The 25,840-nt window shown below is 60.7% G+C and carries 16 protein-coding genes; 4 read left to right on the top strand and 12 right to left on the bottom strand.

Translation table 11 applies throughout. The features are described from left to right. Positions 1-4 precede the first annotated feature (4 nt). Positions 5-3,055 carry a BPTD_3080 family restriction endonuclease gene (locus CIT26_RS01665; RefSeq protein WP_095490947.1) on the bottom strand — a complete coding sequence of 1,017 codons (3,051 nt, stop codon included), beginning with the start codon at positions 3,053-3,055 and terminating at the stop codon, positions 5-7. A 333-nt stretch (positions 3,056-3,388) separates the two neighbouring features. Here CIT26_RS01665 and CIT26_RS01670 point away from each other — a divergent pair, with 333 nt between their 5' ends. The 3 genes from CIT26_RS01670 to CIT26_RS01680 all read left to right on the top strand — a co-directional run bounded on the left by CIT26_RS01670 (position 3,389) and on the right by CIT26_RS01680 (position 12,643). Beyond that, positions 3,389-5,059 (top strand): STY4851/ECs_5259 family protein, encoded by a 1,671-nt coding sequence (locus CIT26_RS01670; RefSeq protein ID WP_143747756.1) that lies wholly within the window; start codon positions 3,389-3,391, stop codon positions 5,057-5,059. A gap of 211 nt (positions 5,060-5,270) precedes the next feature. After that, a complete protein-coding gene (locus CIT26_RS01675; RefSeq protein ID WP_095490949.1) occupies positions 5,271-6,614 on the top strand; it encodes a hypothetical protein in 1,344 nt (447 codons plus the stop codon). Further along, positions 6,611-12,643, top strand: a complete 6,033-nt coding sequence (locus tag CIT26_RS01680; RefSeq protein WP_095490950.1) for a DEAD/DEAH box helicase — start codon at positions 6,611-6,613, stop codon at positions 12,641-12,643. Before CIT26_RS01675 ends, CIT26_RS01680 begins: the two co-directional genes overlap by 4 nt. Before the next feature lie 77 nt (positions 12,644-12,720). Here the strand turns inward: CIT26_RS01680 and CIT26_RS01685 are convergent, their stop codons facing one another. The 4 genes from CIT26_RS01685 to CIT26_RS01705 form a co-directional block, all read right to left on the bottom strand. Next, entirely contained in the window at positions 12,721-13,176 is a 456-nt protein-coding gene (locus CIT26_RS01685; RefSeq protein ID WP_095490951.1) for an NUDIX hydrolase, read from the bottom strand. A 520-nt stretch (positions 13,177-13,696) separates the two neighbouring features. Further along, positions 13,697-14,467: a glycosyltransferase gene (locus tag CIT26_RS01695; protein ID WP_425350318.1), complete on the bottom strand. Its 771-nt coding sequence runs from the start codon at positions 14,465-14,467 to the stop codon at positions 13,697-13,699. 43 nt (positions 14,468-14,510) lie between these two features. After that, positions 14,511-15,326, bottom strand: coding sequence for a glycosyltransferase family 2 protein (locus tag CIT26_RS01700; RefSeq protein WP_206072706.1), 816 nt, complete (start codon positions 15,324-15,326; stop codon positions 14,511-14,513). Positions 15,327-15,431: 105 nt separating this feature from the next. Next, positions 15,432-16,601, bottom strand: coding sequence for a glycosyltransferase family 4 protein (locus CIT26_RS01705; protein WP_095490953.1), 1,170 nt, complete (start codon positions 16,599-16,601; stop codon positions 15,432-15,434). Positions 16,602-16,775: 174 nt separating this feature from the next. Between CIT26_RS01705 and CIT26_RS01710 the strand changes: the two genes are divergently transcribed. Continuing rightward, complete coding sequence (locus CIT26_RS01710) at positions 16,776-17,693, top strand: sulfotransferase family protein (protein ID WP_095490954.1); 918 nt, start codon at positions 16,776-16,778, stop codon at positions 17,691-17,693. An 18-nt stretch (positions 17,694-17,711) separates the two neighbouring features. Here CIT26_RS01710 and CIT26_RS01715 read toward each other — a convergent pair whose 3' ends face one another. The 7 genes from CIT26_RS01715 to CIT26_RS01745 all read right to left on the bottom strand — a co-directional run bounded on the left by CIT26_RS01715 (position 17,712) and on the right by CIT26_RS01745 (position 25,772). Then, on the bottom strand, positions 17,712-18,398 hold the full coding sequence (locus CIT26_RS01715; RefSeq protein WP_167391242.1) for a sulfotransferase family protein: 687 nt from the start codon (positions 18,396-18,398) through the stop codon (positions 17,712-17,714). Then, positions 18,395-19,159 carry a sulfotransferase domain-containing protein gene (locus tag CIT26_RS01720; protein WP_143747758.1) on the bottom strand — a complete coding sequence of 255 codons (765 nt, stop codon included), beginning with the start codon at positions 19,157-19,159 and terminating at the stop codon, positions 18,395-18,397. The genes CIT26_RS01715 and CIT26_RS01720 overlap by 4 nt, the downstream gene beginning before the upstream one ends. Before the next feature lie 38 nt (positions 19,160-19,197). Further along, positions 19,198-20,232, bottom strand: coding sequence for a hypothetical protein (locus tag CIT26_RS01725; RefSeq protein WP_095490957.1), 1,035 nt, complete (start codon positions 20,230-20,232; stop codon positions 19,198-19,200). Between the two features lie 191 nt (positions 20,233-20,423). Next, positions 20,424-21,596 (bottom strand): glycosyltransferase family 9 protein, encoded by a 1,173-nt coding sequence (locus tag CIT26_RS01730; RefSeq protein WP_095490958.1) that lies wholly within the window; start codon positions 21,594-21,596, stop codon positions 20,424-20,426. Further along, a complete protein-coding gene (locus CIT26_RS01735) occupies positions 21,586-22,773 on the bottom strand; it encodes a hypothetical protein (protein WP_095490959.1) in 1,188 nt (395 codons plus the stop codon). Before CIT26_RS01735 ends, CIT26_RS01730 begins: the two co-directional genes overlap by 11 nt. A gap of 8 nt (positions 22,774-22,781) precedes the next feature. Continuing rightward, positions 22,782-23,960 carry a glycosyltransferase family 9 protein gene (locus tag CIT26_RS01740; protein WP_095490960.1) on the bottom strand — a complete coding sequence of 393 codons (1,179 nt, stop codon included), beginning with the start codon at positions 23,958-23,960 and terminating at the stop codon, positions 22,782-22,784. Positions 23,961-23,966: 6 nt separating this feature from the next. Beyond that, complete coding sequence (locus tag CIT26_RS01745; protein ID WP_167391243.1) at positions 23,967-25,772, bottom strand: ABC transporter ATP-binding protein; 1,806 nt, start codon at positions 25,770-25,772, stop codon at positions 23,967-23,969. Positions 25,773-25,840: the final 68 nt, after the last annotated feature.

Below are 25,840 nucleotides of genomic sequence, written 5' to 3' on the forward strand. Positions count from 1 at the left end.
CTGCTCATTGGGCTGCCGCCATTCCCGAGGGCTCCGAATGACGTTTCACCAGCTTCTCCCATTCATCCTTGATCGCGAACGCATCGCGAAACTCGGCAAACGCCCATCGGCCGAAAGTCTTCAGATTGTTCACGCCTGGCACCCAGAGTGTTTCCATCGTCTGGGACTTGATCTGCGCGTCGAGACCGCGAAACCCCTTGATCTCCACCACGACGTTGAGCGGGTCCTCGACGCCATGCCCGTCATCGATCCGGACGATGAAATCGGGCAGATAGCGGCGAGTGACGGAGCCACTGAGATATGGCACCTCGAAGCCCAGCGCCTGGTTCTTCACATAGGAGAGCGTCGCCGGATGATTTTCGACGACGCGGGCAAACTCAGCCTCCCAGTCACTGTCGCATACGACGTAGTTGATGTGGCTCTTCAGGGGCGACGTGGTCCAGAGATTCGTCTTCGTCGTGTTGAAGGCGACGTGATTGGTCGAACCGTGCGGATTGTAGGGGTCGAGCATCGCCTTGACGATCGGCGAACCATCCGCGCTCGCCTCACGCACGATCGCTTTGTAGATAAGCCCAGCCGCTTTTTCGGCGATCTCGGCATAGGTGAGCATGCCGATTTTCGTGCCGCCAGTCGTCTTCAGATGGTCCCTGATCCAGCGCCGGGTGATCGGCTGGATGAGGTTGTAGAGATGGTAGGGCGGGTCCTGGGCGCCGTCGCGGAAATAGCGCTCGACCAGCCGCTTGGTCAGATGCACAGCAACCGAGTTCGGCCGCATGTCGTCTAGGGCATCGGGCGAAATGTCGTGACCCTCGCCGACGAGTCCTTCAAGCCGGGTCTCGCAAGGTCCGACCAGTTCCGGCGTGAGCGTCAGCGTCGAATCCGCGTTGAAGGTCGCCTGGATGCGGTCCGGCGGCAATTCGGTGCGGTAGCCTGCGACACGCGGAAAGCGGATGGCGAGGCGCTCGCGCTCACGCACCGCCGCGACTCGCGTGACCGGTTTCGGCGGCTTCTTCGTGACCGTCTGCGGCTCGGTCGCGAAGTCGAAGGGAATGCCGAGGATGTCGGCATATTCCGTCTCGAACAGTCCGGTCTCGGGGTTCAGTTCATAGGACTGGCGGCGCAGGCCCCGGCCGATGACCTGCTCGCACAGAAGCTGGGTGCCGAAGGCGCGGACGCCGAGAATGTGGGTGACCGTGTTGGCGTCCCAGCCTTCGGTCAGCATCGAGACCGAAACTACGCAGCGGATCTGCTCGCCGAGCCGGCCCTTCTGGCCGACCGTGTTCATCACCTCGCGCAGCAGTTCACTGTCGGAGATGGCGCCGGCGGCCGCGCCCTCGCGCTCCTGCTTCTCCCGGCGGAACTGCTCGATCTCGGTCGCCGCCATGTCGCGGAAGGTTGCGTCGAGCGCCTCGCCGGACTCGATCTGCTGGGAATCGATCAGCAACGTGTTCATGCGAGGCAACGGCTCGCCAGTGTTTTTGTCGAAGTTGCTGAACAGCGGGAGATGGCCGTGGTGTATGGTCTGCAGCTGGCCTTCGCGCTCGCGCTGCCAGCCGGAAACCCATTCGTAGACGAGCTTCGAGCTGGCGGTGTTGTTGCACACCACGATGAACACGGGCGGCACGCCGATGCCGGCGCGCTGCCATTCGTCGAATTCCTTCTCGTAGTGGCTGTAGAGCGAGATCAGCGCGGTCTGGAGCTGCGCCGGGATCGAGAACGGGTCGAGTTCGCCGGACTTGCCCGCGCCCTTCTTCGGCATCGCCTTGCCGATATGGTCCCACAAATTGCGATAGACAGGCGTCTCGGCGTTGACCGAATTGTCGGCGACGGGGACGCGCGGCAGCTTGACGATGCCGCATTCGATCGCGTCGACGAGGCTGAAGTCCGACACCACCCAGGGAAACAGCGTGCCTTCCTCGTAGCCCGAGCCGCGCAGGAAGAAGGGCGTGGCGGAGAGATCGTAGACCGCGCGCAGGCCGACCTTGCGCTTGAGCGCCTCCAGGCCGGAAATCCAAAGCCGCGCCGCCTCGTTGTTCTTTTTCGCCTCTTCCTTCTCCTCGCCCTTGGCTTCGGCTTCCTCGTCGGTGCCGGGCCGTTCCCGGTAGCAATGATGCGCCTCGTCGTTTATGACGACGATGTTCTTCAGATGCAGGAGTTCGCCGCAGGCCCGCTGCAGCATCTCACCCTCGGTCTCCTGCTGCTCGATGGGATGCCCGGTGCGCCCCTGCATCAGCCGCTCGCCAACTGGGTTGAGGTCATGCGCCTTGCGGCGCTGGAAGGCGTGGTAGTTGGTGATGACGATCTTGGCCTTGCCGAGGTCGGTCATCAGTTCGGCGGGCACCAGCTCTCGCGTGCGGTAGTAGTTGTCCGTGTCTGAAGGATTCAGGACGCGGAGGCGGTCCTTGATGGTGATGCCCGGCGCGACCAGCAGGAAGCCACGGGAGAACAGGGGCGAATTGGACTGTCGCGCCGCGTTGATCGACTGCCAGGCGATCAACATGGCCATGACGGTCGTCTTGCCTGCCCCGGTCGCGAGCTTCAGCGCCAGGCGGAACAGGTCCGGGTTGGCGTCTCGGTTGGCCTCCTGCAGGTGCCGGAAGATATGCGCGTACTGCTTTCGACCGCGGGCGACCTCGGCCAGCCAGATTGCCGTCTCGACCGCCTCGATCTGGCAGAAGAAGGGTTTCTGGTTGGAGAATTCGTGATGACGCCAGTGCTGTAACAGGCGCTGGGTGACTGGCGTCACTCCCCAGTCGTTGGGATTGGGCAGAGCCCGCCAGGATTCGAGGTGATTGCGGATTTCGTTGATGATCGGAGTTGGATTGTAGCCGCTGGTGTCACCCTCGTCGGCATCGAATGCAAGCGACGTCTGGCTCCGCGCGACCGCCGCCTTCGTGCGCCGCGCCTTCGGAACAGGCGTAACATACTTCGACCGGCGTCGACCTTCGATCGGAGGATGTTCGAGCGGCTGGCCGTCCTCTCCAAGCGCGTGATGCCGCGTCGGCGGCAAGTACGGAGAGTTGAGGATCGGCTCGGCATAAAAAGGTTTCGTCATGCTCCCCCCAGAGCGAATCCTGCGCATCTTGCATGGGATGGAATTCGTTTATCAACCTCGATCGGGCTGTTGTTCCGGAAAAGTTGGTTCTCAACTGGAAATCGGCGCCATCGGCCGAAGCTCTCCTCGAATTTGGTTGGAGGACCGAATTATGGTCCCGAAACAGTCAGCCCAGTTACCACACACTCCGACCCGAAGCAGCTAGTGTTAACATTTTATACCGCGATGTAACGCTATGGTTACCGACACTGAATTATTGCGCTTACACGCTGGACAAGCGGCAGCTATGGCGCTTCATTGGAACGGGGCAATAAGGGTTTGGGCGGATGATTCGTGAGTATCGGTCTTAGGCGTAGCTCGACAAGAGTTCCGGCGGGCACCCAGGCATCGCCATCACATCGCTTTCTGAGTGAAATCCTCGCTCAATGCGGCCTTGAAAAGCCCGATGGTCGTCCGCTGTATCGCTACCGCATCAGCGACTCTCAATATCAATATGGCCTCTCGCTCTTGCGAAAGGCTTCTGCATTGCTGGACGGAAGCAACCGCCCGCTTTGCGCCATCTTTGCTCTTGTTACGGCGGAGTGGTTTCGCAGGGAGGCTGATACCCTATGGCGGCGCTGGCAGGATGTCGGCGTGGTGCCGGAAGAGGTTTCCAAGATTGAGCGGAACGAAATCGCACGCGCTGGGCTGGACTGGTGGGAACTGAAACTCATCGTCAATGAGGGACCACGGCGTACCCGTAACGAGTATCTGATGACGCTCGCCCGCAACGGTGGGCTTCCATCGACGCTTCTCGTCGGCGAACGTGCCAACGCGGTGCGGAGCTATTTCGAGAACGTGATGGCCGACTCGCTCGCATTGGGGTGGCCCTCGTCCCACGCCGATTATTTATCAATCGCCATCCGTCATGCAGAAGGACTGCCTACCAGCTACCAAGAAGACAGCATTTTCGCTCTGGCTGCGGAGTTGATCGCCGGGTTGATCGAATGTCGCCGCGCCTTACCGAGGGACCAGCTAAACAACAATCCTGCTGGCTGGCTTGATGCGCAAGCGAAAGGCTGGCGCGACCGCCTTCCGATTCATCTGCCCGAGGATCAGGCTGCCTGCAGCAGGCTCTTTAACGATCTGCTTACGGTCGCGCCTAAGGCGCGGGGTGGCGGCATCGGACTCAGGCGCCTTCTCGCGCAACACCCCGGTGGCAAGTGGATTGAGGGATTCGTCGTGCAGGCCGACGGTCCGCTCCGTTTTGATGCGCTCGCCGATGAACAAGAAGGCCGCTTTCGCGCCTATTTCGCCGGAGGCGCCGCTCGGCTTACCTCCCGTGAATTCGCGCTGGTCTATCGGTCGGAAACGGATTCAAAGGGCAAATTCGAGGTGACCTCGCAGGCGCTCGGTCGTCCCGGATTCGTCGGCCCGCTGCCGTTCTCAGACGCGATAGCGGTGACACTTTCGCGCGAGGGCAATACTTTGCCGGCCGTGTGCTGGCCCGGTGGCCGCACTGCGGCCTCGGCTTGTCACGTGCTGCGGCAAACGGAGCGAGAGGATCGGCTAGAACTCATTGGGACCGGCTCGGTTCGTTCGACCCTGGAAAACCTTTTCGTATGGGTGTCGGAAGGGACCAGGGTCTTAGGTCACGATGACGGCGTCGCGGAACTCATGTGGCAGCACGACAGTCGGGCCCTCTGGCGTGTGGAGGGCATGGCGCTTGTTGAGACAGGAGAGGGCGAACGCTACCGCGTTCAGGCGGGTGCATCCTCGGACGAGGAACGGCGGCTGGATCTTGAGACGATTTATCTGCCATCGCTGTCACTGGACGACGGGTCCATCCAGCCTGTCGCCGCGCCATTACTGGTCCGCACGAACGGCTCCGCCGGCACACCACGCTTGCGCATCCTGCGGGACGGGCGCGAAGTGCACGCACGACAGGCTTTGGAAGGTCCCAATCCCGCAGGCCGCGCCAAGACACACGTGCCCCCGCGGCTTCGATGCGCCCTTCGATGCTGAAGCCGTTAGGTAAGGCAAGGACGCGAGCGCGGTCGACCAGGAATCCTTCTTCATCCAGCCACTGGACAGTAACGAGTCCATCGCGCCGGTCGATACGGACGGTGTAACGATCGAGGTAGAACGATCGGGCAACAGCTTCCTGGCGTCATGGCGCGATGCGCCTACAGCCCAGCAGCGCCTCCGACTGACCGATCCTGAAGGGGCCACAGTTATGGCGTCACTCGGTCTCGTCGCAAATGAGACGTTGCTCGTTGATGCTTCCGGCAAGATTCGCAAAGACGCGCCAGTGCTGTCGCCCGCCGATCTACGTGGCGCCGTTCTAGTGACTGGTGAGCCGGTCACGATCGACCTCGACCTGCGCGGGGCGGGCGATGCACGGGCGCTGATCGCCCGCCGCGTGGAAGGCGAGACTCCCATGGTGCGCTTCGGTGCGCTGGCTGAAAGCCTTCTCGGCCTGTCAACCGAACGCGGCCCGAGGGTGATGATAAGGGACGATCGCAATCGCCCACTCTGCACCATACGCCGGAATCAAGACCTTCCGCTCGTGACAGACGGCAAGGTCCTCTTTGCGAATCTTGGCGCTGACGTACGCGCCGTCGCACGATCGCTTCTGCAACCAGAAACGGAGATCGCGCTCCTGCAAATTGGCAACGGCCTGTTCCAACTGCCGGCCAATCCCGATGGTTCATACCTCGTGTATTGCCGCAGGGGTGACGCAGTTCTGACGCGTCCTTCGATTATTGAAGCGCCGATCGATTCTGTTCGGCGTCAAACGCTCACGCGGCTGCAGGATATTGCGCTCGTTTCGGATGAGGACGCCCGCCGACAAGCCATCCAAAGGGAACTGCGGATCGTAGCCGATGATAAGGAAAGAGGGGCCGAGATTTCCCAACTCATCCGCATCGTCGCATCCCTCAACGGCCTCAGCCCGCGAGCGATGGACATCACGCGAGAGTTGCCTTCTTGTCCTACGCTTCTATGCCGCCTGTTGTTGGCCGCGAGTCCTGAGCGACTTGATTCCATACTGGTGCTTGAACGCGATCTACCCTTCCTTTGGATGGCTTTGCCGCTCGACGCCTGGAAGCTGGCCGCAGCGACAGAATGGAACCGGGCTGTTTCAGACTTGTCGACGGTCTTCGAAGTCCCCCAAGCCACTGCCCAAGCCACGCTGCAGATGCAAAAACGCTTCGAGTCACTTGGCGAGCGAACGTTATGGTTTGCCGGAATCGTTCGTTCCCTGGGCCTCGGCAAGAACTTTTCTCAGGATCTCCGATCAATCGCTCAAGACTACATGCGCCTGCGCCATGACCAGCACGACGAACTGCCGCGCAGTCTCGCCGAGCGAGCTGCAAGCCTCGGCGTGCCGCCTGGACTCGATGGGTTCGACCATCACCACTTCCCGATGCTTCTCGTGCCGCTCTGCCTCGCAGGCGTAGCCTGTGGAAAACTCACCATGTCAGCGGAGATCGCGGCGGGCCTACGCAACGCGCTCGATATCGACCGCAACTACATCGCCGCCGCCTATCCTCATTGCCTCGAGTTCCTCGCCAAATGACCATTCGACCCTTCGAGACGCTAGCCCGCTTGCGCCAACGCATGGCCGAGGCCGTGATCGCCCAGTCAGGGCTGCGGCATCCTGCTCTGAGTGCCCACCTCCGGAAGACGCTGGCGAGTCCCAATGGCGAGGGCGCGCTGATCCCACCTCCCATCCTGGAGGGCGCCTTCCCGTTCGTAACTGCCGACGAGCCACTAGACGCTCTTTCAGGCAACTTGCTCGACGGACGGACGGTCGGGGCCCTTGTCGGAGATGACAGCGGCGAAGGCTACTCCTTCCCGCGGAAGCGTTTTCCCTACCGGCATCAGACCGCTGCGTGGCGGACACTTGGAGGACCGAAACCGAAAAGCGCGGTCATCTCCGCCGGCACCGGCTCCGGAAAGACAGAATGCTTCCTCGTGCCCCTGCTAGACAGCCTTTATCGCCGCAACGAGCGGGTAAGCGGTGTCGAGGCAATCATGCTTTATCCGCTGAACGCATTAATCGCGAGCCAGCAGGAGCGCCTCGATGCCTGGACCAAGCCTGCCGGGGGCGCCATCCGCTACTGCCTCTACAACGGCAATCTACGCGAAAGGCTGAAGGCCAACGAACAGAGGGAAGCGCTGTCGCGTGCACCCCAGACCGTGCCTGACCGCCAGACCCTGCGCAACGAGCCACCGCCGCTCCTTGTGACGAACCTCACGATGCTCGAATACATGCTGGTCCGTCCACAGGACCGGCCGATCCTGGAGGCGTCCCGAGGCCGGCTGAAGTGGATCGTGCTCGACGAGGCGCATACGCTGGTCGGTTCGGCGGCGGCGGAAGTGGCGTTGCTCCTGCGCCGGGTCATGGAAGCCTTCGAAGTAGACCCGGCGACCGTCCGCTTCGTTGCTACCTCCGCGACGATCGGAGAAGGCGCCGATGTCGAGGCGAAGCTACGCAGGTTCCTCGCCGACATCGGCGGCATCTCGCTCGACAATGTCGTCATGATCACCGGAGATCGGCAGTTGCCGCGACGCCCGGCGAAGGGAGGCGCGGCGCCCGACGCGGCTGCGCTGTCCGCGCTGCCGCCACCTGCGCTCTTCGACGCGCTCGGCGGCCACGATCCCGTCTGGTCGCTCGTCGAGAAGTTAAAGGACCAATCTGTCACCGCCGAAGAGTTTGACCAACTCGGCAGCAGGATGGGAACGGACGGCGAGATGCTGGCCATGGCGCTAACCCGCGCGCAAAGCACCGCTCGCGAAACCCTCGCTCCTCTTCGAGTCCATTCCTTCCACCGCGCATTGCCGGGTCTCTGGTGCTGTACCAATCCGGGCTGCCCGGACACTGTCGGAAAAGATTGGAGCGCCGGACGCGTTCTCTATGAACGCGAGGAAAATTGCCCCTCCTGCAGGATGCCAGTCGCCGAGCTGGTTTCCTGCAATGAATGCGGCGACGCCTTCATGATCGCTGAGGAAAAGGGCGATCGCCTCACTCCGCCACGCAATGTGCCGCCCGCCGACGAATTCTTGTTCGAGACCTTACGCGAAAGTACTGATGCTGAGGCGGAAGACGACACGAATGAGGAGGAAATTCTCCTCGACATGCCGTCCATCCGCCATTGCTTCTCGCTATCAGACGCTGGCCTCAGACCGCTGTTCATCGACGAGAAGACTGGCCGTACAGCGGATGGCGGCGGCGAGGGCCGGTACCGACTAACATCCCATGGCGACGGCAGAGGAGCTTGCCCGTCCTGCAGTGCCAAGAACAGATCCGGGGACAAGCTTTATCCCTTCCGTTTCGGCGCGCCCTTCATCATTGGAAACGCTGCGCCGATGTTGCTCGCGGCCATGCCCCCCTCAGACAAGGTCGCCGTGCCCGCGCTGCCGCAGATTCCGCCAGACCTTCCAGCGAGCGGACGACAGCTCATCAGCTTCACCGACAGCCGCCAAGGCACCGCACGCATGGCCGCGCGCCTGCAGATCGAATCCGAACGGGCCTTCGTCCGCTCTTTTATTTATCAAGCCGTTCAACTCAAGGCCTCTGGTGGCGGGGAGACCGAGGAAACGGCTAGGCTGCGCGCGAGGATTGCACAAATAAAGACCCGCGACGGATGGCAGGACGACGCCCTGTTCACGTCACTTGTCGCCGATTGTGAAAAGGAGTTGGCTACGCATACCGGGAACGGGACCATTCGTTGGCCGGATTTGCGCGAGAGCCTCGCTGATCGCATCGAAGTGCGCGAATGGCTACCGCAGGTATGGGGCGATCGGGCTGACATATTCAAGATGTCGGGATCGTCTGCGACTTCCCAATTGGCCAATGCGCTTCTTTTGCGCGAAATGCTGCGCCGCCCGCGTAGGGCGAACACGCCGGAAACAATGGGCCTTGCGCAACTGCTCTATCCGGCCGTCACCAGGGTCGTGGACGCGCCTCGGAACTTCCTTCAGCGCGGCGCGACGCTCGATGATTGGAAGGCATTTCTGACCTGCATTCTCATCTTCTCGGTCCGATCACCATACGCCGTTGCCGTGACCCGTGACGCACTCCGTTGGATTGCACGAAAGGGATATCCGAAGAGGCTCGTTTCCCCTGGCCTGGAAGCGGGTCACTACCAGCAGGCTTGGCCACGTGCCTCGACATCGGCGAAGATTCCCCAGGTGATAGAACTCCTTCGCCTGGGGCTCGGCCTCAATCCGGGAACGAAGGAAGACCGGATGGAGATGAACGACTGGCTGGAGAAGGCGTGGAACCAGCTCCTGCCACTCTTTCCCTCGAATGAAAGCGGCGAGCGTGCGCTTGACTTCAACCTTCTAGAGTTAGCGCCACTGAAGTCGGCCAATTTCTGTCCTGTGACCAGGCGCATCGTCGATGTCGCGCCCTTCGGACTAACGCCCTATGCCCGCACTGCCAAGGATCGCGCCGAGCCAATCAATTTACCGATTTGCCCCGTAAGCGAGGGCGAGACGGCCCGCAGCGCCTTCGTCGAAACCAACGAAACGGTTACGGACTTGCGCACGCGTGGACTCTGGACGGACCTGCACGACCGCATTGCGCTCTTCTCGCCTTACGCTCGATCGGCGGAGCATTCCGCGCAACTGTCGCCCTCGCGGCTGCGTCGCTACGAGGCCCGGTTCAAGGGCGGAGAAATCAACTTTCTCAATTGCTCGACGACGATGGAGATGGGCGTCGACATCGGCTCGGTGAACGGTGTCATGATGACGAACGTTCCGCCGTCGATCGCCAATTATCGCCAGCGTGTCGGCCGTGCGGGTCGACGCGGCCAGCCGTTGTCACTCGCCTTCACCTTTGCCAAGGACCGGCCGCTTGACCGCGAAGCTTTCCGCGCGCCCGCGAGCTTTCTCAAGCGCACGATTGCCGCGCCACGCGTTGCACTCGACAGCCGACCTATTGTGCTGCGCCATGTCGGCGCTTTTCTGCTCGGCCGCTTCCTTTCATTGCATAGCGGCAATGCCATGAGCATGAAGGCCGGCGATTTCTTCGGTTGTCCCGAATCGCCGCGTTCGTCGCGCCCGGTCAAGGCTGAGCGACCTGTCGCGCTCTTCTTCAATTGGCTAGCCCTTGCGACCACAGCCGATGACAGCGAAGCGGCGCTTCACCGGCTTGTGCGCGGCACCGTCCTTGATGGACGGCGCGACCTCGCCGCACTGACCGCTGACGCCATGGCCGACGTCGAAGTTGACTTCGTTCGCGAGTGGCAGGCCCTGCAAGAGCAGGTGCCGGGCGCTGCCGAGATTGGGGCCGCCAAATCAATCGAGATTCATCTGAAACGACTGTGCAGCGAATTCCTGCTGGCCGACCTCTCCGATAGGGGGTTCCTTCCAGGCCACGGCTTTCCAAACAATGTCGTCTCCTTCGAACTCGGCCGTGTCGCGTCCGATCACGACGCAGGCGACGGGCAAGCTGGCCGGCGCCATGGCGGACCTAAGCGGCCGCTCGACATCGCCATCCGCGACTACGCGCCGGGGTCGGAGACAGTGGTCGATGGGCAGGTCTACCGGGTCGGCGGCGTTACGCTGAACTGGCACCGGCCCTCCAGCGAAGAGGGCGTGCGCGAGATTCAGGCGCTACGGTGGGCCATGCGTTGCACCCATTGCGGTGACTCTTGTACCGGGGCCGGCTCGTGGCCTGACCTTTGCCGGTCCTGCGGCGACGCGGCGGTCACTGTGGAGAATTACCTCAAGCCCGCTGGCTTCCTGCGTGATCACCACGTAGAGCCGCACGCGGATGTCGACCAGGTTGCCTATGTGCGGCCCGAACGGAGCCGCATTTCAGCGGGATCTGTCCAATGTGAGGCGCTGAGCAAGCCGACCGCGGGCCGACTGCGGCTAAACCGCCGTGGGACCGTCTACTACCACACGAAGGGACCGGGCGACGCGCCGAGCGGCTACGGGCTGTGTCTTCGCTGCGGCCGCATGGAGCCGATGAAAGTCGGCCAGATGGTATGCACTGGCCTCCTGGACCACAAGCCGCTCCGCTCGCCCGAGAATTTCAAGGATCCGTGCGATGGCAACGACAAGCCCTTCGCCATTCAGGTTGGCCTCCATCTCGGCCACGAGATCCACACCGATGTCCTTGAATTCCAGCCAGCGGCGACGCCTGATATCGGCGCGGCGAATGCGATCGCCATTGCAATGCGCGAAGCAGTCGCACGTCACCTCGGCATTGAGCCTGAGGAAATGGGCTATGGCATTGGTGCGTCGCGCAACGCGGTGACCAGCGCCACGCTGTCCATTTTCCTGCACGACCGTGCAGCAGGTGGCGCTGGCTATGTCGTTCGCGCCGCTGACGATATGCGCGCCATCCTGAAAAGTGCCCGCACCATTCTCGAATGCCCGCGCGATTGTACACACGCTTGCTCGTCCTGCGTCCTCGTCTCCGACGCACCGGAGAAGGAGGAAGAACTCGACCGTAGGAAGGCCATCGCCTTCATGGATGCCCATCTTGCACTTCCCGACGTCATCTCCCCCGACGATGTGTTCGCCCAAGATGCCGACATCTCCGAGCGGCCGCTGGCCGAAATCGACGACTGGCTGAATGCTCGCGGCCAATCCAGATTGTTTTTCTGGACACAGGCGGGTGATCCGGCGTCGCTCGAGGATTGGCTCCCTACCTCGTTGTTCCGGCGCTGGGCGGGTAATGGACGGCCCGTTACGCTGGTCCTTCCCGAAGGTACGGTCGATTCGCTCGACGCGGCGCAGCTTCTCTATCTTCGCGACTACGGGTCGCGGCACCAGCTCATGTTCGCCGAGGGCGAGCCGATGTGCTTCGACAATGGTGCCATCCTGTTCGCGTATGCGACGGATGGGGCAGCCGGGAAAGGCTGGGCTAGCCGGGACCATGCGGTTGGTCTGGCTGGACCTGACTGGGGCGCCAGCCACAACCTCCCCATCGCCCACGCGCCGCTTGCTTTCCAGCCAACGATCAAGACGGTCGACCCCGAGTGTCTGGCCCCGGCGAGCGGCGCCGCCGTGGTCGTCCTCGATCAGGCGTTCGACGGCGCCATAGGCGTGCTCGGGGAGAAGATGGCAAAAGCGATCCGCAAAGCGGCGGCGGATTGCGGCATTGCGACGAGGGAACGGCCGGTGGAAGTTATCTACCGTGACCGCTTCGCTCGCTCCCCTATCGTACTGCGCCTCCTGCTGGATACCGTGTCCGCGCTTGCCGATGGCGAGACGATCTCGGTCTCCATCGAAACCGCTCCCGATAAAGGCTCTGGTTTCTCACGGCGCCACGTAGCCTCGGATATTGCTGACGACGATTTGCTGAACGCTTTTGCCGGAGCGTACGGCGACCGTCGCAATCTTGATGTCTCGCTCGCGGTCGGACAGCCGCCGCACAAACGAAGCCTGACGCTCGCCTATGAATCGGGGAAGCGGCTGATTGTTGATTTGGACCAGGGCTTTGGCTGGCAGATGTATGACGGTCACGATCGTTCTTTCGAAGCGAGTGCCGTGCCGCATGCCGCGGCAGGTCGTGTTGCAAACCTCGCGGGAAAGCTCCACCGTAGGCATGATCATGACAGCCAGATGGTAGTATGGCGAGGCTAGGCCAGACTAGGATACGATCACCAGCGTCTATCGATCAGCACGATCAGTCATAGATGTCGGTCGGCTACTGGGTCGCCCTAGACAGACACCACAAGCCGGTCGAGAAAAGGCCGCTGGCCGACAAGCAGCTTTTCCCGGGCCATATCGAGGCCGAACCACCCTGCGCGATCGATCTCTGGAAAGAATTGTATGCGGCCGCTGCGCGGCGGCCATTCCATCTCGAACATGTTGCTGCGCAGGCTGCCGGCGTCGAAATCGCCTTCGACGCCGAACGCCGTAATGAGCTTGCCGCCGCGCTGGCGCAGTTCTCCGAGCGGAAGCAGTGCTCCCTTGAGCTCCCAGCCGGTTTCCTCCACGAATTCGCGACGCGCCGCAGCTTCCGGCTGTTCGTCATCACCATACTCGCCCTTTGCAATCGACCACGCGCCAAGATCGCGGTTTTGCCAGAACGGCCCGCCCGGATGGACAAGCAACACCTGCAGTTCGTTGGTCGATCTGCGGTAAGGCAGGATGCCCGCACTTCTTTTCGCCATCGCCTGAAGCCTCCTGAATCCAGCCTATCATCGCAGGTAGGCTGAACGGGATGTTCCATTTGTCGATAGACTGCCCTGCCCTGTGTCGATGCGACTGGCTACACCCCATCAATACGACACGAAACGATCTAGCTCCCCGCTTTTCAAAGACGACCTCATATCGTCCTCTGGGTTGCGGCCCCGTCCCGTCTCATCGGGCCGATTGGGCCAACAGGCATCGGGGCGCCAATAGCCCCAGACGTGATCCTCCGAAATCACAGTAGCGAGTGCAAACTCATTCGATCTGGAGTGGTCAGCGATCCGCGAACTATGCCGCAATGCCCTGCGGATTGAACCGGGGTGCGATTGGCCCAAGGCGATTCATTGGCGCGCTGGAAAGCACGCCGCCAAAAGTGCTTTTCGACAACCCGCTCGGTTCGATTTCGGCCGGGCACACGCGGTCTGTTCACCGACCTGCACGAACCGCGCGTTGCCGGCGACCTCGACGAAACGCCTGATATAGTCGAGCCGATCGGTTGGCTTAGCTACCGGCTCGCCGAGCGCGAAGAGACGCCTCTGTTTGATCGGCATTACCCAAGAATTCGTCGCGTTCGGCTATCCACAGATCCGCATAGTCGACATTCTGCCACTCGGCAAACCACGGACCGCCGCTTGTATAGTGGACCGCCTTGGGTGTGCCAAGCGCCGGCTTTTCGTTCCAACCTTCAAGCCAGTTCCACTCTACTGGCAACGAGCCCAGGTCCTCATCGGCGACCCACTGCATTCGATGGAGGTAGGCGCCACTTTCGCGGTTCACGACCTCTGGCGTAAGCGATTTAACCGAAGGGTGCGCGCAATTGAACAGCATCAGCGAGGACCAGTTTTTTCGTGGGTAGGATGTCTGGACCACGCCGTCCATCTTCGTGGTGGCCTTCGGCGTATAGTCATGCTGGACGCAATAGACCGCCTTGTTCGACTTCGTGTATTCCAGCAAACCTGCGACGTCACCGAGCCACAGGAAGTCGCAATCGCAGAACAAAGCCCAACCCGTGTAGTCGGCGAGAAAAGGCGTGAGAAACCGCGTATAGGTGAACTCTGTTGACGCGAGCGGATCTTTTTCCCTCCAATACAGCTCACGGGCACGCAGTTCGTCCTGTTTGATTGGAATGACGGATACCGGCACTGAAGCGTTTTTAAGCAAAGAGTGCCGCGCTACGTCGTAGGCGATTGGCTCACGGCTGTCCCATCCAACGAATACCCTAAACGCATCAGTCATATTCAGTACCTTGGCTCCTGATTTCAAAACGGTCATACCCTAGCTGTCTGGCAACAACTCGGCAACAATGGTGCAGAAATTAGCCAGGACGATTTCTGAATCTCACGGATTTGCCTTTCACCTCGGTCCGGCTTTTTTCGGCGGATTTCGTCTCGCTGCCCAATGCGACAAGCGCCCATTTCTGATAGGTGTAGCTGGCCGAATAAGCGGCGACCATCGCACCGGTCGAACCATCCAGAAATCCCAGCTTGAAAACATAGCTGTTCATATAGGCCCAGACCGACCGAAAAACCGCCTTGCTTATCGAGCTTTTTCTGCCCTCGGCAAGCAACCGCGCCGCGGACGCTTCTGCGTATCGGCCGATCTTGTCATGCGCGTCTGCCAGGTCGGCGATGGAGTCATGCTCCATAGAGTGGGACAATCGCGTGACCTTCCCATTCATCACTACCTTCTCGTGCACCGTGTCGTTGCTGAAGCGCCCGGACTGTCGACGGAAAAGCCTGAGCACCAGATCGGGCGACCAGCCGCCATGGCGGACAATGTGCCCACAAAAGCGGGATCTTCTTGGTATCTCGAAGCCGTCATAGCCTTTTGGGTTGGCGATAGCGGCTCTGATTTCTGCAGCCAGGGGTGGCTCGACCCATTCGTCGGCATCAAGGGAAAGGACCCAATCGCCTGTCGCCGCGGCGAGCGCACGGTTTTTTTGCGCGCCGAAACCGGGCCAATCGAGGGTGATCAGGACCTTGGCCCCGAGTCCACTGGCGATGTCCCTGGTTTGATCGGTGCTGTTATTGTCGAGGACGACGATTTCGTCGGCAAAATGTACCGAGCGAAGGCAACGTGCAATGCACGCTTCCTCATTGCGGCTGATTATGATGACTGAGAGCGCCGGCACGGTCAGACGGTTCCGGCGTCAAAACTGCTGTTGTTCAAAGAAACTGTCCCCCCGGCCTGTTGGCACTCCGAGTGATACTAACGGATTCAAAAAAAATGTCGAAAATTATCTCAGGTCGAGACTTTCGTAGAGCGCTATCATTCTCCTGATCATGACGTTGAAATCGTAGTGTTCGGCCGCCGCTCTGACCTTAGCCGCAGTCTCAGGCCGTGACGACAGCTGCAACGCGCGGGCAAGCCCGGCGGCGAGGTCGTTGACGCTGGCTGCGTCGCAAACAAGCGCCGGGTCGAACCGATCGACAAGCTCGCGCCCCCCACACCCGGTGCTTACCACGGCGGGCAAGCCGCTGGCCATGGCTTCGATCACCACTGTGCCGAATGGATCATAGATGGAAGGCAGCACGGCAATGTCGGCGGCGCCGTACCATGGCAAGGTGTCTTTCTGCGGCCCCAGCATCCTGAGCCTTGCGCCAAGACCAAGTCTGTCGCCGGCCTGCTTGAAGGCATTGGCGCGCGAATCTTGGCCAACGACCCATACCTCCGGCTCACCGTCCAGCGTGGCGACAGCCTTCAGCAATGGAAGAAGTCCTTTTCGCGCGAAACCCGAGCCGACAAACAGGACGACCGACCTGTCATCGTTGATGCCGAGCCGTGAGCGGACCGCAGTTCGATGCTGCTGACGCAGCTCCAGGTTGAAACGGCGCAGGTCAACCCCGTTGGGAACATGGTGCACACGTTCCGCCGGATAGTCGTAGTGACGGATAATATCCTCAGCCACCATTTTCGAAATGGCAATCACAGCTTTAAGCCGTGGGCTCGCATAGGTTGTGCGTTCAAGACGCAGCGTCTGGCGGTGAAAGGGGCTCAGCGCCATCGCTGCCCTGCCAAGCCGCGTCTCGAAACGCCGCCGCTCGGCAAGATAGGCGGCATGAACGCCTTCCCCGGCCCGGAACACATCGCAGCACGGAAGGCGATCGTTGCTCTGCACCAGGGCCGGCGGCATTTCGGCGATCTTGCGGCATGCGGCCCGAGCAAAGGACGTCGCCCGCTGGGAGCGGGGAAAGCGGCGACCGGCACAATGGATGAATTCTATGCCCTCGTATCGCGGCCAGTCGCCGGACAGCACGGCCACCGGCCGTTGACGCGCGGCGAACGCCGCCATGATGTTTTCCAGCATGATCTCGCCTCCGCCAAAAGGCGCATAGCGCTGGCGTACGAACACAATAGGCGTCTTCGGTTCGGCTTGAACCGGTTGATCATGCTGTGACAAATCCATGCAATCTCGCTACGCCCTTTTGCACCACGATTAAGCTTTCGAACTTGGCGGGACTTTCTTCGCAGTCTATTAAGCGCAGCAAGCCGGTCCTGGATAGGGGCAATTCGCTATAGTTCTGCGTGGTTGCGGCTATGCCACGACTGGTAGACTGCTTTCAAGGCGAGGGTTTTGCCGATGACCACCAGCCATGTTTCGCCCGCCGACACGGTCATTCCGGGCAAACGCAAGATCGGCGTGATCCGCCGCCTCGAGCGCTCGTTGCGACCAGGACTGCGAAATCTTCGCAGCCTGGTCAAGGAGCCGTTTCTTGCCTGGGCGCATCCGGAAGCGCTGGCTTTTTACCGCAGAGCCATGGAAACCGCATATCTGCCGGACGACCTGATCGACGTAGTCCCGCAACTCAAGATCCTGTACCTCGCCACGCCAAAGGCGGCGAGCAGCCGCATTCGCAGCAACCTTGCAGCCATGATCGGCAACGACACCGTGTCGGGGTGGCGCAGCGACCAGAACTGGAAGGTGCACAACCGAAAGGCGTCGAACTTGCAGGCGCCTCGCCATGGCGTCGTGCAGTTCTATCGCATGGCCACAAGTCCCGAAGCCTTGCGATTCACCTTCGTTCGCAATCCCTATACAAGGCTGTTGTCGTGCTGGGCCGACCAATATCGCGACCGTCCCCTTGTGCCTGGTTATGGCAGGGTGGAGGTCTATCTGGCCAACCGCGAAAGGGCTGATCCGGCGCTGCCTGTCGGTGCTGACAAGAGCCTGTCCTTTGCAGATTTCGTCGCCTTTGCCTGCACGACGTCCACATGGCGCATCGACAAGCATTGGCAGAGGCAAAGCGACATCGTCGACCTTCCAGGCGTTGCGTTCGACCTCATCGGCAAGACCGAGACTTTCGCAAAGGATTTCGAACGGGTTCTCGATCATGTCGATGCGAGCGACGAGGTAAGACGCGCGGCGATGCCACCTCTGCACACCTCCTCGCGCCGCAGGCTTGCCGACTATTTCACGCCAGAACTGGCGGACACCATCTATCGTGCGTATGAGCGCGACTTCGATCAGTTTGGCTATCCGCGCGCGCTTCCAGCGTAAAGCGGTCGCGCCGCCGTCTCAAAGATATCCGAACGCCTGCATCAGGGGTTTCCCACGCCCCTCGGTAAGCTCCATCAATTCCTGCTGACCCAGTTCGGTCTTCCAGCGGCCGCGGCCATCATAAATCGGCTGGTTCACTTGTTGGTTGCGCAACGCGGCATGTTGGGGTTGCGCATCAAGTGTGAACCATCGTTGCGGGTTCCGATGATAGTCGAGCAAACTCTGGTCGAACGACAATCCCAGGAAGGTGCAGATCTTTTCGATGGTCGCTTCCGGGTCATCGACAAGATCTTCGTAGCGGTAAATCAGGACGTCCTTGCTGCCGCGCTCGGCAAGCACCATTGTGTTGTCCGAAATCCAGCGATCCAGGCTCTCGGTCGCACCGCCGAGCCGCCTGGTCAGCGAAGCAACGGTATCGCGCCCATCGCGTACCGGCATCACGAACTTCGCGCCCGGCACCAGGCGTCGTATCCGGTCGACACGCCTGATATGACGCGGTGTCTTTTCCAGCAGCACCGACTTGCCCGCCCCAATGGCCGCCCGTTTCAGCTTCGAGTAGCGATACAGCGCAAGTGGAGCCCATTTGAAAAACACGTTGGTTTCTTCGAATGGCAAAAAGACATCGGCATGCGAAGCAAGAATCGTCGCTATCAGCGTGGTGCCGCTATGTCCGCATCCGCAGACAAAGCCTTTGCATCGGATCAAGTCACACCTGCCCTGTCGTCGGCATAAGATATGCCATGCCGCTGAAAGGCTTCATCGAGCCGCCTCCAGTAATCGAGCCGCGCAAGCACGTCGTCACAAAAGCCTACATCATCCGCGCTGAGGTAGTCCAAATAACCGCCGACCTTACCTTTTCGAACCTTGAAACTTTCCGGGTCGTCAGGATTGCGCGGTTGCAATCTCCCGCCATAGCGCGCACCCAGTTCTCCTGAGATTTCAGATTGCTGCATGCGTTTGAACGATCTGCTGGCGGCAACATCGGCAAGCTGGGACTCCTCAAAGGGTTTCCCCAAAAATTTCCCGATGCTGCGCAATGCATCGTTTGTATCCCGCTGCACATCTTCATAGCGCAGAAGCGCAATCTTTCGCATGTGACTTGCGGCTGCGAACCACTGCAGGTTGAAAAGGGCAATCTTCTCGACACCGTGTTTGGGGCTTCTTATACAATCGCCGATCGGACCTGCTTCCAGCCCATGGCGTTTGTTGACCTGAAAATATCCAGACACCGCAGTGTCGCGGGGGTCTCGCGTCAGGAATAGAATCCGTTGCCGTTTGTAGCGAGACTTGTCGGGGCTGATCTGCGTAATGTCACGCAGATCCTTGTGGTCGGAACCGTCATGCGTGTAAGCCGCATCGACGCTCAGATCGTCAAGCATTACTCGCAGCCAGGTCCGCCCGGATTTGGGAAACGAGACGACAAGGAGGGGCGGCTTTCTTGCAAAAAAGTTGGAAAACAAACTCAACTTGCGGACTCCGATTGCGGGCACTTTGATCGAGCAGATCAGCGATTGTAAATATCGATTAAGGCATTGGCGATCCGTTGCGAAGCCGGCACCTTTGGATCAATCGACAGATTGGCATTGAGGAAGTCCCGGCTTTGCTCAAAATAAGTCAGCCTTGACCTGACCGCAGCGCGGATATCCTCGACAAGGTCATGCTCCGACAATGTTGGTTTGAAAGCGCCCATAGGCCTGTCGAACTCGACCATGGGCGAAACCAGCGGATACAGCACCACCGGAATGCCGCAGGCGATTGCTTCGTAAACAGTGGTGCTTGGGCGCGTTACGAGCGCCAGAGCGTCCGGGAGCAGCTGTGCGAAATCCAGGGTCGATTTGTTCGGCATATCGACTTTTGCGAACATCGTGGGGTGAACGCTAACGACATAGGCAAGGCCGAGTTTCGCGCATGCGGCTGTCACGGCTTCAATCGCTTGGCGATCTGCGGGCTCTTCGATATCCCCCTTGAAGTTGACCAGCACAAAAAGCCCTTCATCGTGCCTGGCGCCAGCGCTTCCGACGGCACGCTCAATGACCGGCGAGCCGACCACGTATGTCGGCTGTCGTCTTTGCTGCAGCGCCGCTGGTCCCATCGACAGGATGTAGTCAGCTCTCACAAATCGATGCGGCTGCAGCAGTCGCGCACCCCCGATCAGGCCGACCACACGGACCATGCCGAAGTTGATGGAGTCGATGAACCGCCTAAAGAATTGCGGCGCATAGTCATTTCCAGTCACCAGCATGTCGCCGGGTCTGATCATCCGCTCGAGTTCGGCAAAGCCGATATGCGATATTCCCCGGGCGTTGAGTTCAGGTCGCGCTACGCCGCCGCGTTTCAATCCATCAAGATGCGCGAACACGCAGCGGATGCCGCGGTCACCCAGAATTTCTGCCGCGTCAGCCAGCAGCCGAACATTGTTGCGGTTGTGTGGGACGAAGTAGACAGTCCTCGTCGCTGCCCTGCCGCGAGCGTAGATACGCCCGCGCTTGAACAGATTTCCTGGATGCACAAGCCGGTACGCCGCGAGGAGCCGCTGCACAAAGCCTTCGCTGACAGGAGAAGCCGCCTTGGCTCTCGACCTACCCAAAGATATACATCGCCTCTTATCCGTGAAATTCAGAACGGCCGCCCGCCGGGTAGTTTACAATGCTCTCGCCGTCAAGAAAGACGCTTGACTACTTCGCCGGTTGTGACCTGCCTGGCACACTCGCGACGTATTGTGTGATGGATTCAACCAGCGCCGATGAGTGAGCCCATGTGGTTTTGTGCGTCTTCCATCACCGCGGCCCAAGGCCGTTCCCGTTTCGAGACCAGCACTGCAGATGGATAGTAGGGTGTGCGATCGCCCTCGACCGGCCAGGAACGTTTGAAACCATCGCCAAGGATAAAGACCGACGGGATGCCGAGCGCGCCCGCAAGATGCGCCCCGGTGTTGCTGATGGTTACCACGGCGTCCATCGCGGCAACCTGCGCCGCGAAAAGGTCCATATCGACGAGTTGGTCGATTGATCCGTCATGGAGAATACGCGCGAGCTCGCCATCGGTCAGGATCTTCAGGTCGGACTCGACCTGGCCATATTGCAGCGAAACGAACCGGAGGTCCGGACGGCTGATAAGCCCGCGCCATGCCGTAAGTGGCGGGAGGTCCTTGCCGGGATTGGAGCTGCCCCATGCGATGCCGACCAAAGGCCGCCCATCCTTCCGATAGCGAGCGCGAAGTTCAGCGACCCGCGCCGGGTCCGGCTTCAGCGGGACGAAATGCTCCCGGATCGTGGTCTCATCTGTCTCGAACACGGCAGTCAGATGCTGAACGCCCGCAAAGGCCTGGGCCTCGCAATAGGCGGCCTTGTTCCCCGGACCGACAGCTCGCACATCGGCGGCGGGAAATGTCCGCTGAAAGAGCGGCACCAACCGGTGCTCGACCAGGACGATCAAACGAGCGGCCCGGGCGAGCGCGCGGCCGACGGAACTCGCATGATGGATCGCGGTGGCCAGACCCTGCTTTTCGGTCTCCATCAGATCGACGAGCAGGACCTGGTCCGAGATATCCTGGCCGAGCCATTCGCCGTTGACGCGGCCCTCAACGATGTGGCGCCGGGCGATCTTGAGCTCGGCCGCCGGGCCGTAGGCGCCCATACGCATCAGCGCCTTGCTAAGCTCGTCGAGCAGGCGAACCTCACCCCTCGACTTCGCGATCGAACCCAGAGCCAGGGCTTTCGGCAGCGCTGCCGGCCAATCGCGCGCCTCGACGCTTCGCCGATAATCCGCCATCCGATCGGCAATGTCGCCATCACGCCAACGAAGGAAAAGCTGCCGCCGGTGGCGACGGAACCAGACCTTGTAGTTGTAGCCTGCAAGCGCGACACCGCGGCGGAACCGGCGAAGGAGTTGGCTACCGGCCATCACCAACTCCACCGACGATTTCCATAACCCGTTTGCCTGCTTCCTGCATTGCAGACGCCCATGCCTGGCCACCCTTTCGAACCAACCGAACGCTTGGATATGTGGCTACCGTCTCGCCGAAGGCAGGCCACGACAGCCGAAACCCATCGTCGAGCATGACCACAGTCGGGACGCTCAGCGCTCCCGCCAGATTGGCGCCGGTATTGCTGATCGTCACCACCGCATCGAGCGCCGCGATTTGCGCGGCAAAGCGATCCATATCCGACAACTGGTCCACGGAAGCGTCATGGATGATGCGTCCCGGCGCCCAGCGTTCGAATTCGGAGAGCGCTGGCCCGACATCGCCATACTGCATACTGATGAAACGTCCCGGCAGATTGCCGAGCAGCGCCCGCCAATCGTCCAGAGCCGGCAGGTCCTTGCTCTTGTTCAGGCTTCCCCAGGCGAAGCCGATCAGAGGACCCGGGCCACGATCGAGATAGGTTCTGCGCAACTGGGCGACCATGCGGCGATCCGGCTCCAATGGAAGGAAGGGCGCGCGTGCTGTCGGCTCATCCGGCCAGAAATGCTTCGCCAGTGTCTCGAAGCAGGCGAAGACATCGGCGTCCATCGCCGCCACCTCCCCTTCTCCTTCTAGCCTGACATCGAGCGCAGGATATGTTCTGCGATAAAGTGGCGCCAATCGCGGCTCGACAAAGACGGTGCATCGGTCGGCAGCTGCGATCACCGGCCCAAGCAGCGATGCGAACTGGAGGAAGATTGCAAGATCGCCTTCGCGCCGCTCGACGGCAAGCCGGCGACCCGCAAGATCACTGCCATCCCATTCGGGCCGGCCGGGCACTTGCTTGCTCGACGCAATCAACTGCCAGGCGCGATTCCCAGCGCCAAGCCGTCTCAATCCACGCCCGGCTTTTTTGACAAGCCCGGGATCGCCAAGCTGCTCACCGAGCAGGCCGAGTGCCAGCGCATGATCCCGGGCCGCCTGCCAGTCACGCCGCTCGACACTCTGCGCCATCAGGCTCATATGCCGTTCGACGCTTTCGTCAGCATGGCGCGAGGGACGCCTAAAAAACTTCTTCGCCCGATCGAGAACATTCTGCAGCCGCTTGCCGTCAACACCTTGCGGGCGCAGGTCGGCAGCTTTTGCCTTCTCAAGGATGGATCGTCTGTTCGGCACGGCGACCCTCAACTATCGCTAGACAGCGTCGAACGCACCGTCAGAATCGACGAGAGGCGCCGGCCGACGTCGTCGAGCACCACCGGCCACGTGCGTCCTTCCTTGCGCATGACGACGCCGTTCGGATACCAGGGCGTTCGATCGCCAATCACTGGCCACGCTGTCTGAAAATTGTCATCGATCAGGAAAACAGTTGGAACACCGAGTGCGCCGGACAGATGGGCCGCCGTATTGCTGATCGTTACGACGGCATCGAGCGCGGCGACCTGCGCGGCGAAACGGTCCATATCAACCATCTGGTCGACACTGTCGTCATAGATAAGCCGCGCGTCATTGCCGTTGCGCAGGCGCCGCAGCGCCGGCTTGATCTGTCCGTACTGGAGGGAAACGAATGTTGCGTGTGTCTGGGCGATGAACCGCGCCCATTCGGGGAAATCAGGCACGTCCTTGGTGTGGGATTTGCTGCCCCAGGACAGACCCACCAGCGGCAGATCCGTCATCGAGCGATAGCGCTTGCGGAATGTCGCGACGAGTTCAGGATCTGCCCGCAGCGGCACGAAATCGGCGGCAAGTCTTTCGGCATCGCGGCCGAAAACCCAGGCGAGATTTTCGAAGGTCGCAAATTTGTCGCCAACGACATTCTGCTGCGCTGGGACCACGGTCGCATTCGGGAACGTCCTCTGTACAAGCGATACAAGGCGCGGCTCGACCCGAATTGTCGCGCTTTGCGCACATGCAGCGGCGGCGCCGGCCAGTCGCGCATGGCGGATAACCCGGCCAAGACTGCGAGGGTCATCCTCTACAAGATCGATCAGCAGTGTATCCGAACCGAGGTCTTCTCCAGTCCACTCGTTGGCACCTTTCCCTTTTCGTTGCCGGCGAGCGGAAAGCCGAAGCTCGGCCGCCCGCGCGAACTTGCCCAGCCGTTCGAACGCCTGGCCTGCCTTCTGCATCATTTCAGGGTCGCGGGCACGATCGGCCATGATGGCCATTTCATTGGTACTTGCTTCAAGCCCTGTCCAGTCCCGGCGCGCGATCAGCGCGTCGACCTTGGCCTGCTGCTCAAGAACGGAACGAGGTTTGGAGCCGGTAAACAGCCTCCGCACGGCCTTTGTGTATCGGCGCAACTGCAGGCCCAATCCGCCAATCACGTACCGGATGTAGGAACCGTGGTAAAAGCTGGTCATCGGCCTTCAGCGCGATACGCTCTGCCGCAGCGTTTTGCCGCCTTCGACGATCGGAGCGGACGCTTCCAGATGGAAGATCGAGCGATAGATTTCGCTGCGCTCGGCAAGCTCGTCGTGAGTCCCGGAGTCCGCGAGCATGCCAGCGTCAAATACCAGAATACGATCGGCCGCCTTGATGGTTGAAAGCCTGTGCGCAATGCAGATCACCGTGCGCTGAAATGCATCGTCGAACGCAGCCTCCATGACCGCCCGTTCGTTTTCGCCGTCGAGCGCGGATGTTGCTTCATCGTAGACAATCACCGGAGCATTTTTGAGCAGGGCGCGCGCGATGGCAACGCGTTGTTTCTGCCCGCCCGACAGATTGGTACCGCTCGGCCCGACAAGCGTGTCGAGCCCGTTTTCCAGGTTAGAGGCAAAGCTGGTGACCCGGGCGAGGTCCGCCGCGGACTCGATCTCCCGATCGGTGGCGTTCGGGCGTCCGTCACGAATGTTGTCACGGATCGAGCCTTCGAACAGGAAGACGTCCTGTGACACCAGTGCGATATTGTCGCGAACGTCGGAGAGGCTGATCTTCGAAATATCCTTTCCGTCGAGGAGAATCCTGCCCTTGTCCGGCTCCATCAGGCGCAGGACAAGATTGACGATGGTTGTCTTGCCGGCGCCGGAGCGGCCGACGATCGCCAGCTTCTCACGAGGTCGCACCTCGAAGGAAACACCGTGCAGCGCCGGGCTGTTGCCGCCATAGGTGAAGGCGACATCTTCAAAACGGATGCTGCCCTCGACATCGGTGAGATGCTCGCCCGCGGTTGCGAGTTGTCGCTGTTCGGGGGTATCGATCAAATCATACATCTGCTCGACGGCTACCATTTGCTTCTGGATGTCGACATTGACCCGGGCGAGCCGCTTGACGGGCTCATAGGCAAGCATGAAGGCGGTTATGAAGCCCATGAATTCGCCCGGCGTCTTACCGTTGCCGAGGGTCTGCCAACTGGCATACATAACGAAAAGGCCGATGATGAAACCGCCGCCGGTCTCCATCAATGGACTCATCAACGCCGATGTCCGGTTGATCTGGATGCCGCGCCTTTCCATCTTGCCGACGGCCTTTGCGAAGCTGGCGGCTGCCTTGTCTTCGAGTTGGAAGGACTTGATGGTGCGGATGCCTTCGACGGCTTCCGTGCCGATCGACTGGACCAGTGCAGCCAACTCCGTCTCACCCCTTGCCAGCGCCTTGAGCTTCTTGGTTATGGCGCCCACCGATAGGAATAGCAGCGGTAGAACCGTCACGGATATCAGCGACATCACCGGATCCTGCTTGACCATGACGCTTGCCAGGGCAATCAGCTTGAGCACATCGGAGACAGAGCTGCTTGTGAGGGTGAGAATAACGGCGGCCCCGGCGCGCGCGTTGAACATGATCTTGGAGACGAATTTCGCCGGATGCTGGTTGGCGAACCGGCCGATGTCGAAACGCACCATTCGGGAAAACTGCCGATTTTGAAGGTCCGAAACGATAGCCCGGCGAATCTTCCCCGTCGTAATAGTCTGGCAGTAGTCAGCGATTCCTTTGATCAGGAAAATGCCGATAATCACGAGGCTGATACCCCATGCGGCGGCAGCGTTCCGATCCACATAAATGGTATTGACCATGACACTCATGATCCAAGCCGTTGCGCCGGTCGCCGCCGCAGCGGCGATCGAACACAGCAAACCTGTCACATACAGCGTCTTATGCGGTGGTAGGTTTTCGACGATCAGGCGCTTGACCGGCGGATACGTCAGGGCCGCTGAAATTCGTTTCTTTGCGCTCATTCCGTTTCCCGATGCGATGTATCGTTTTTGTGACGACCTTCGCTCCTGCCGATCCATGAAATTCTCTC

The organism is Mesorhizobium temperatum, from assembly GCF_002284575.1.
Taxonomy (GTDB): domain Bacteria; phylum Pseudomonadota; class Alphaproteobacteria; order Rhizobiales; family Rhizobiaceae; genus Mesorhizobium; species Mesorhizobium temperatum.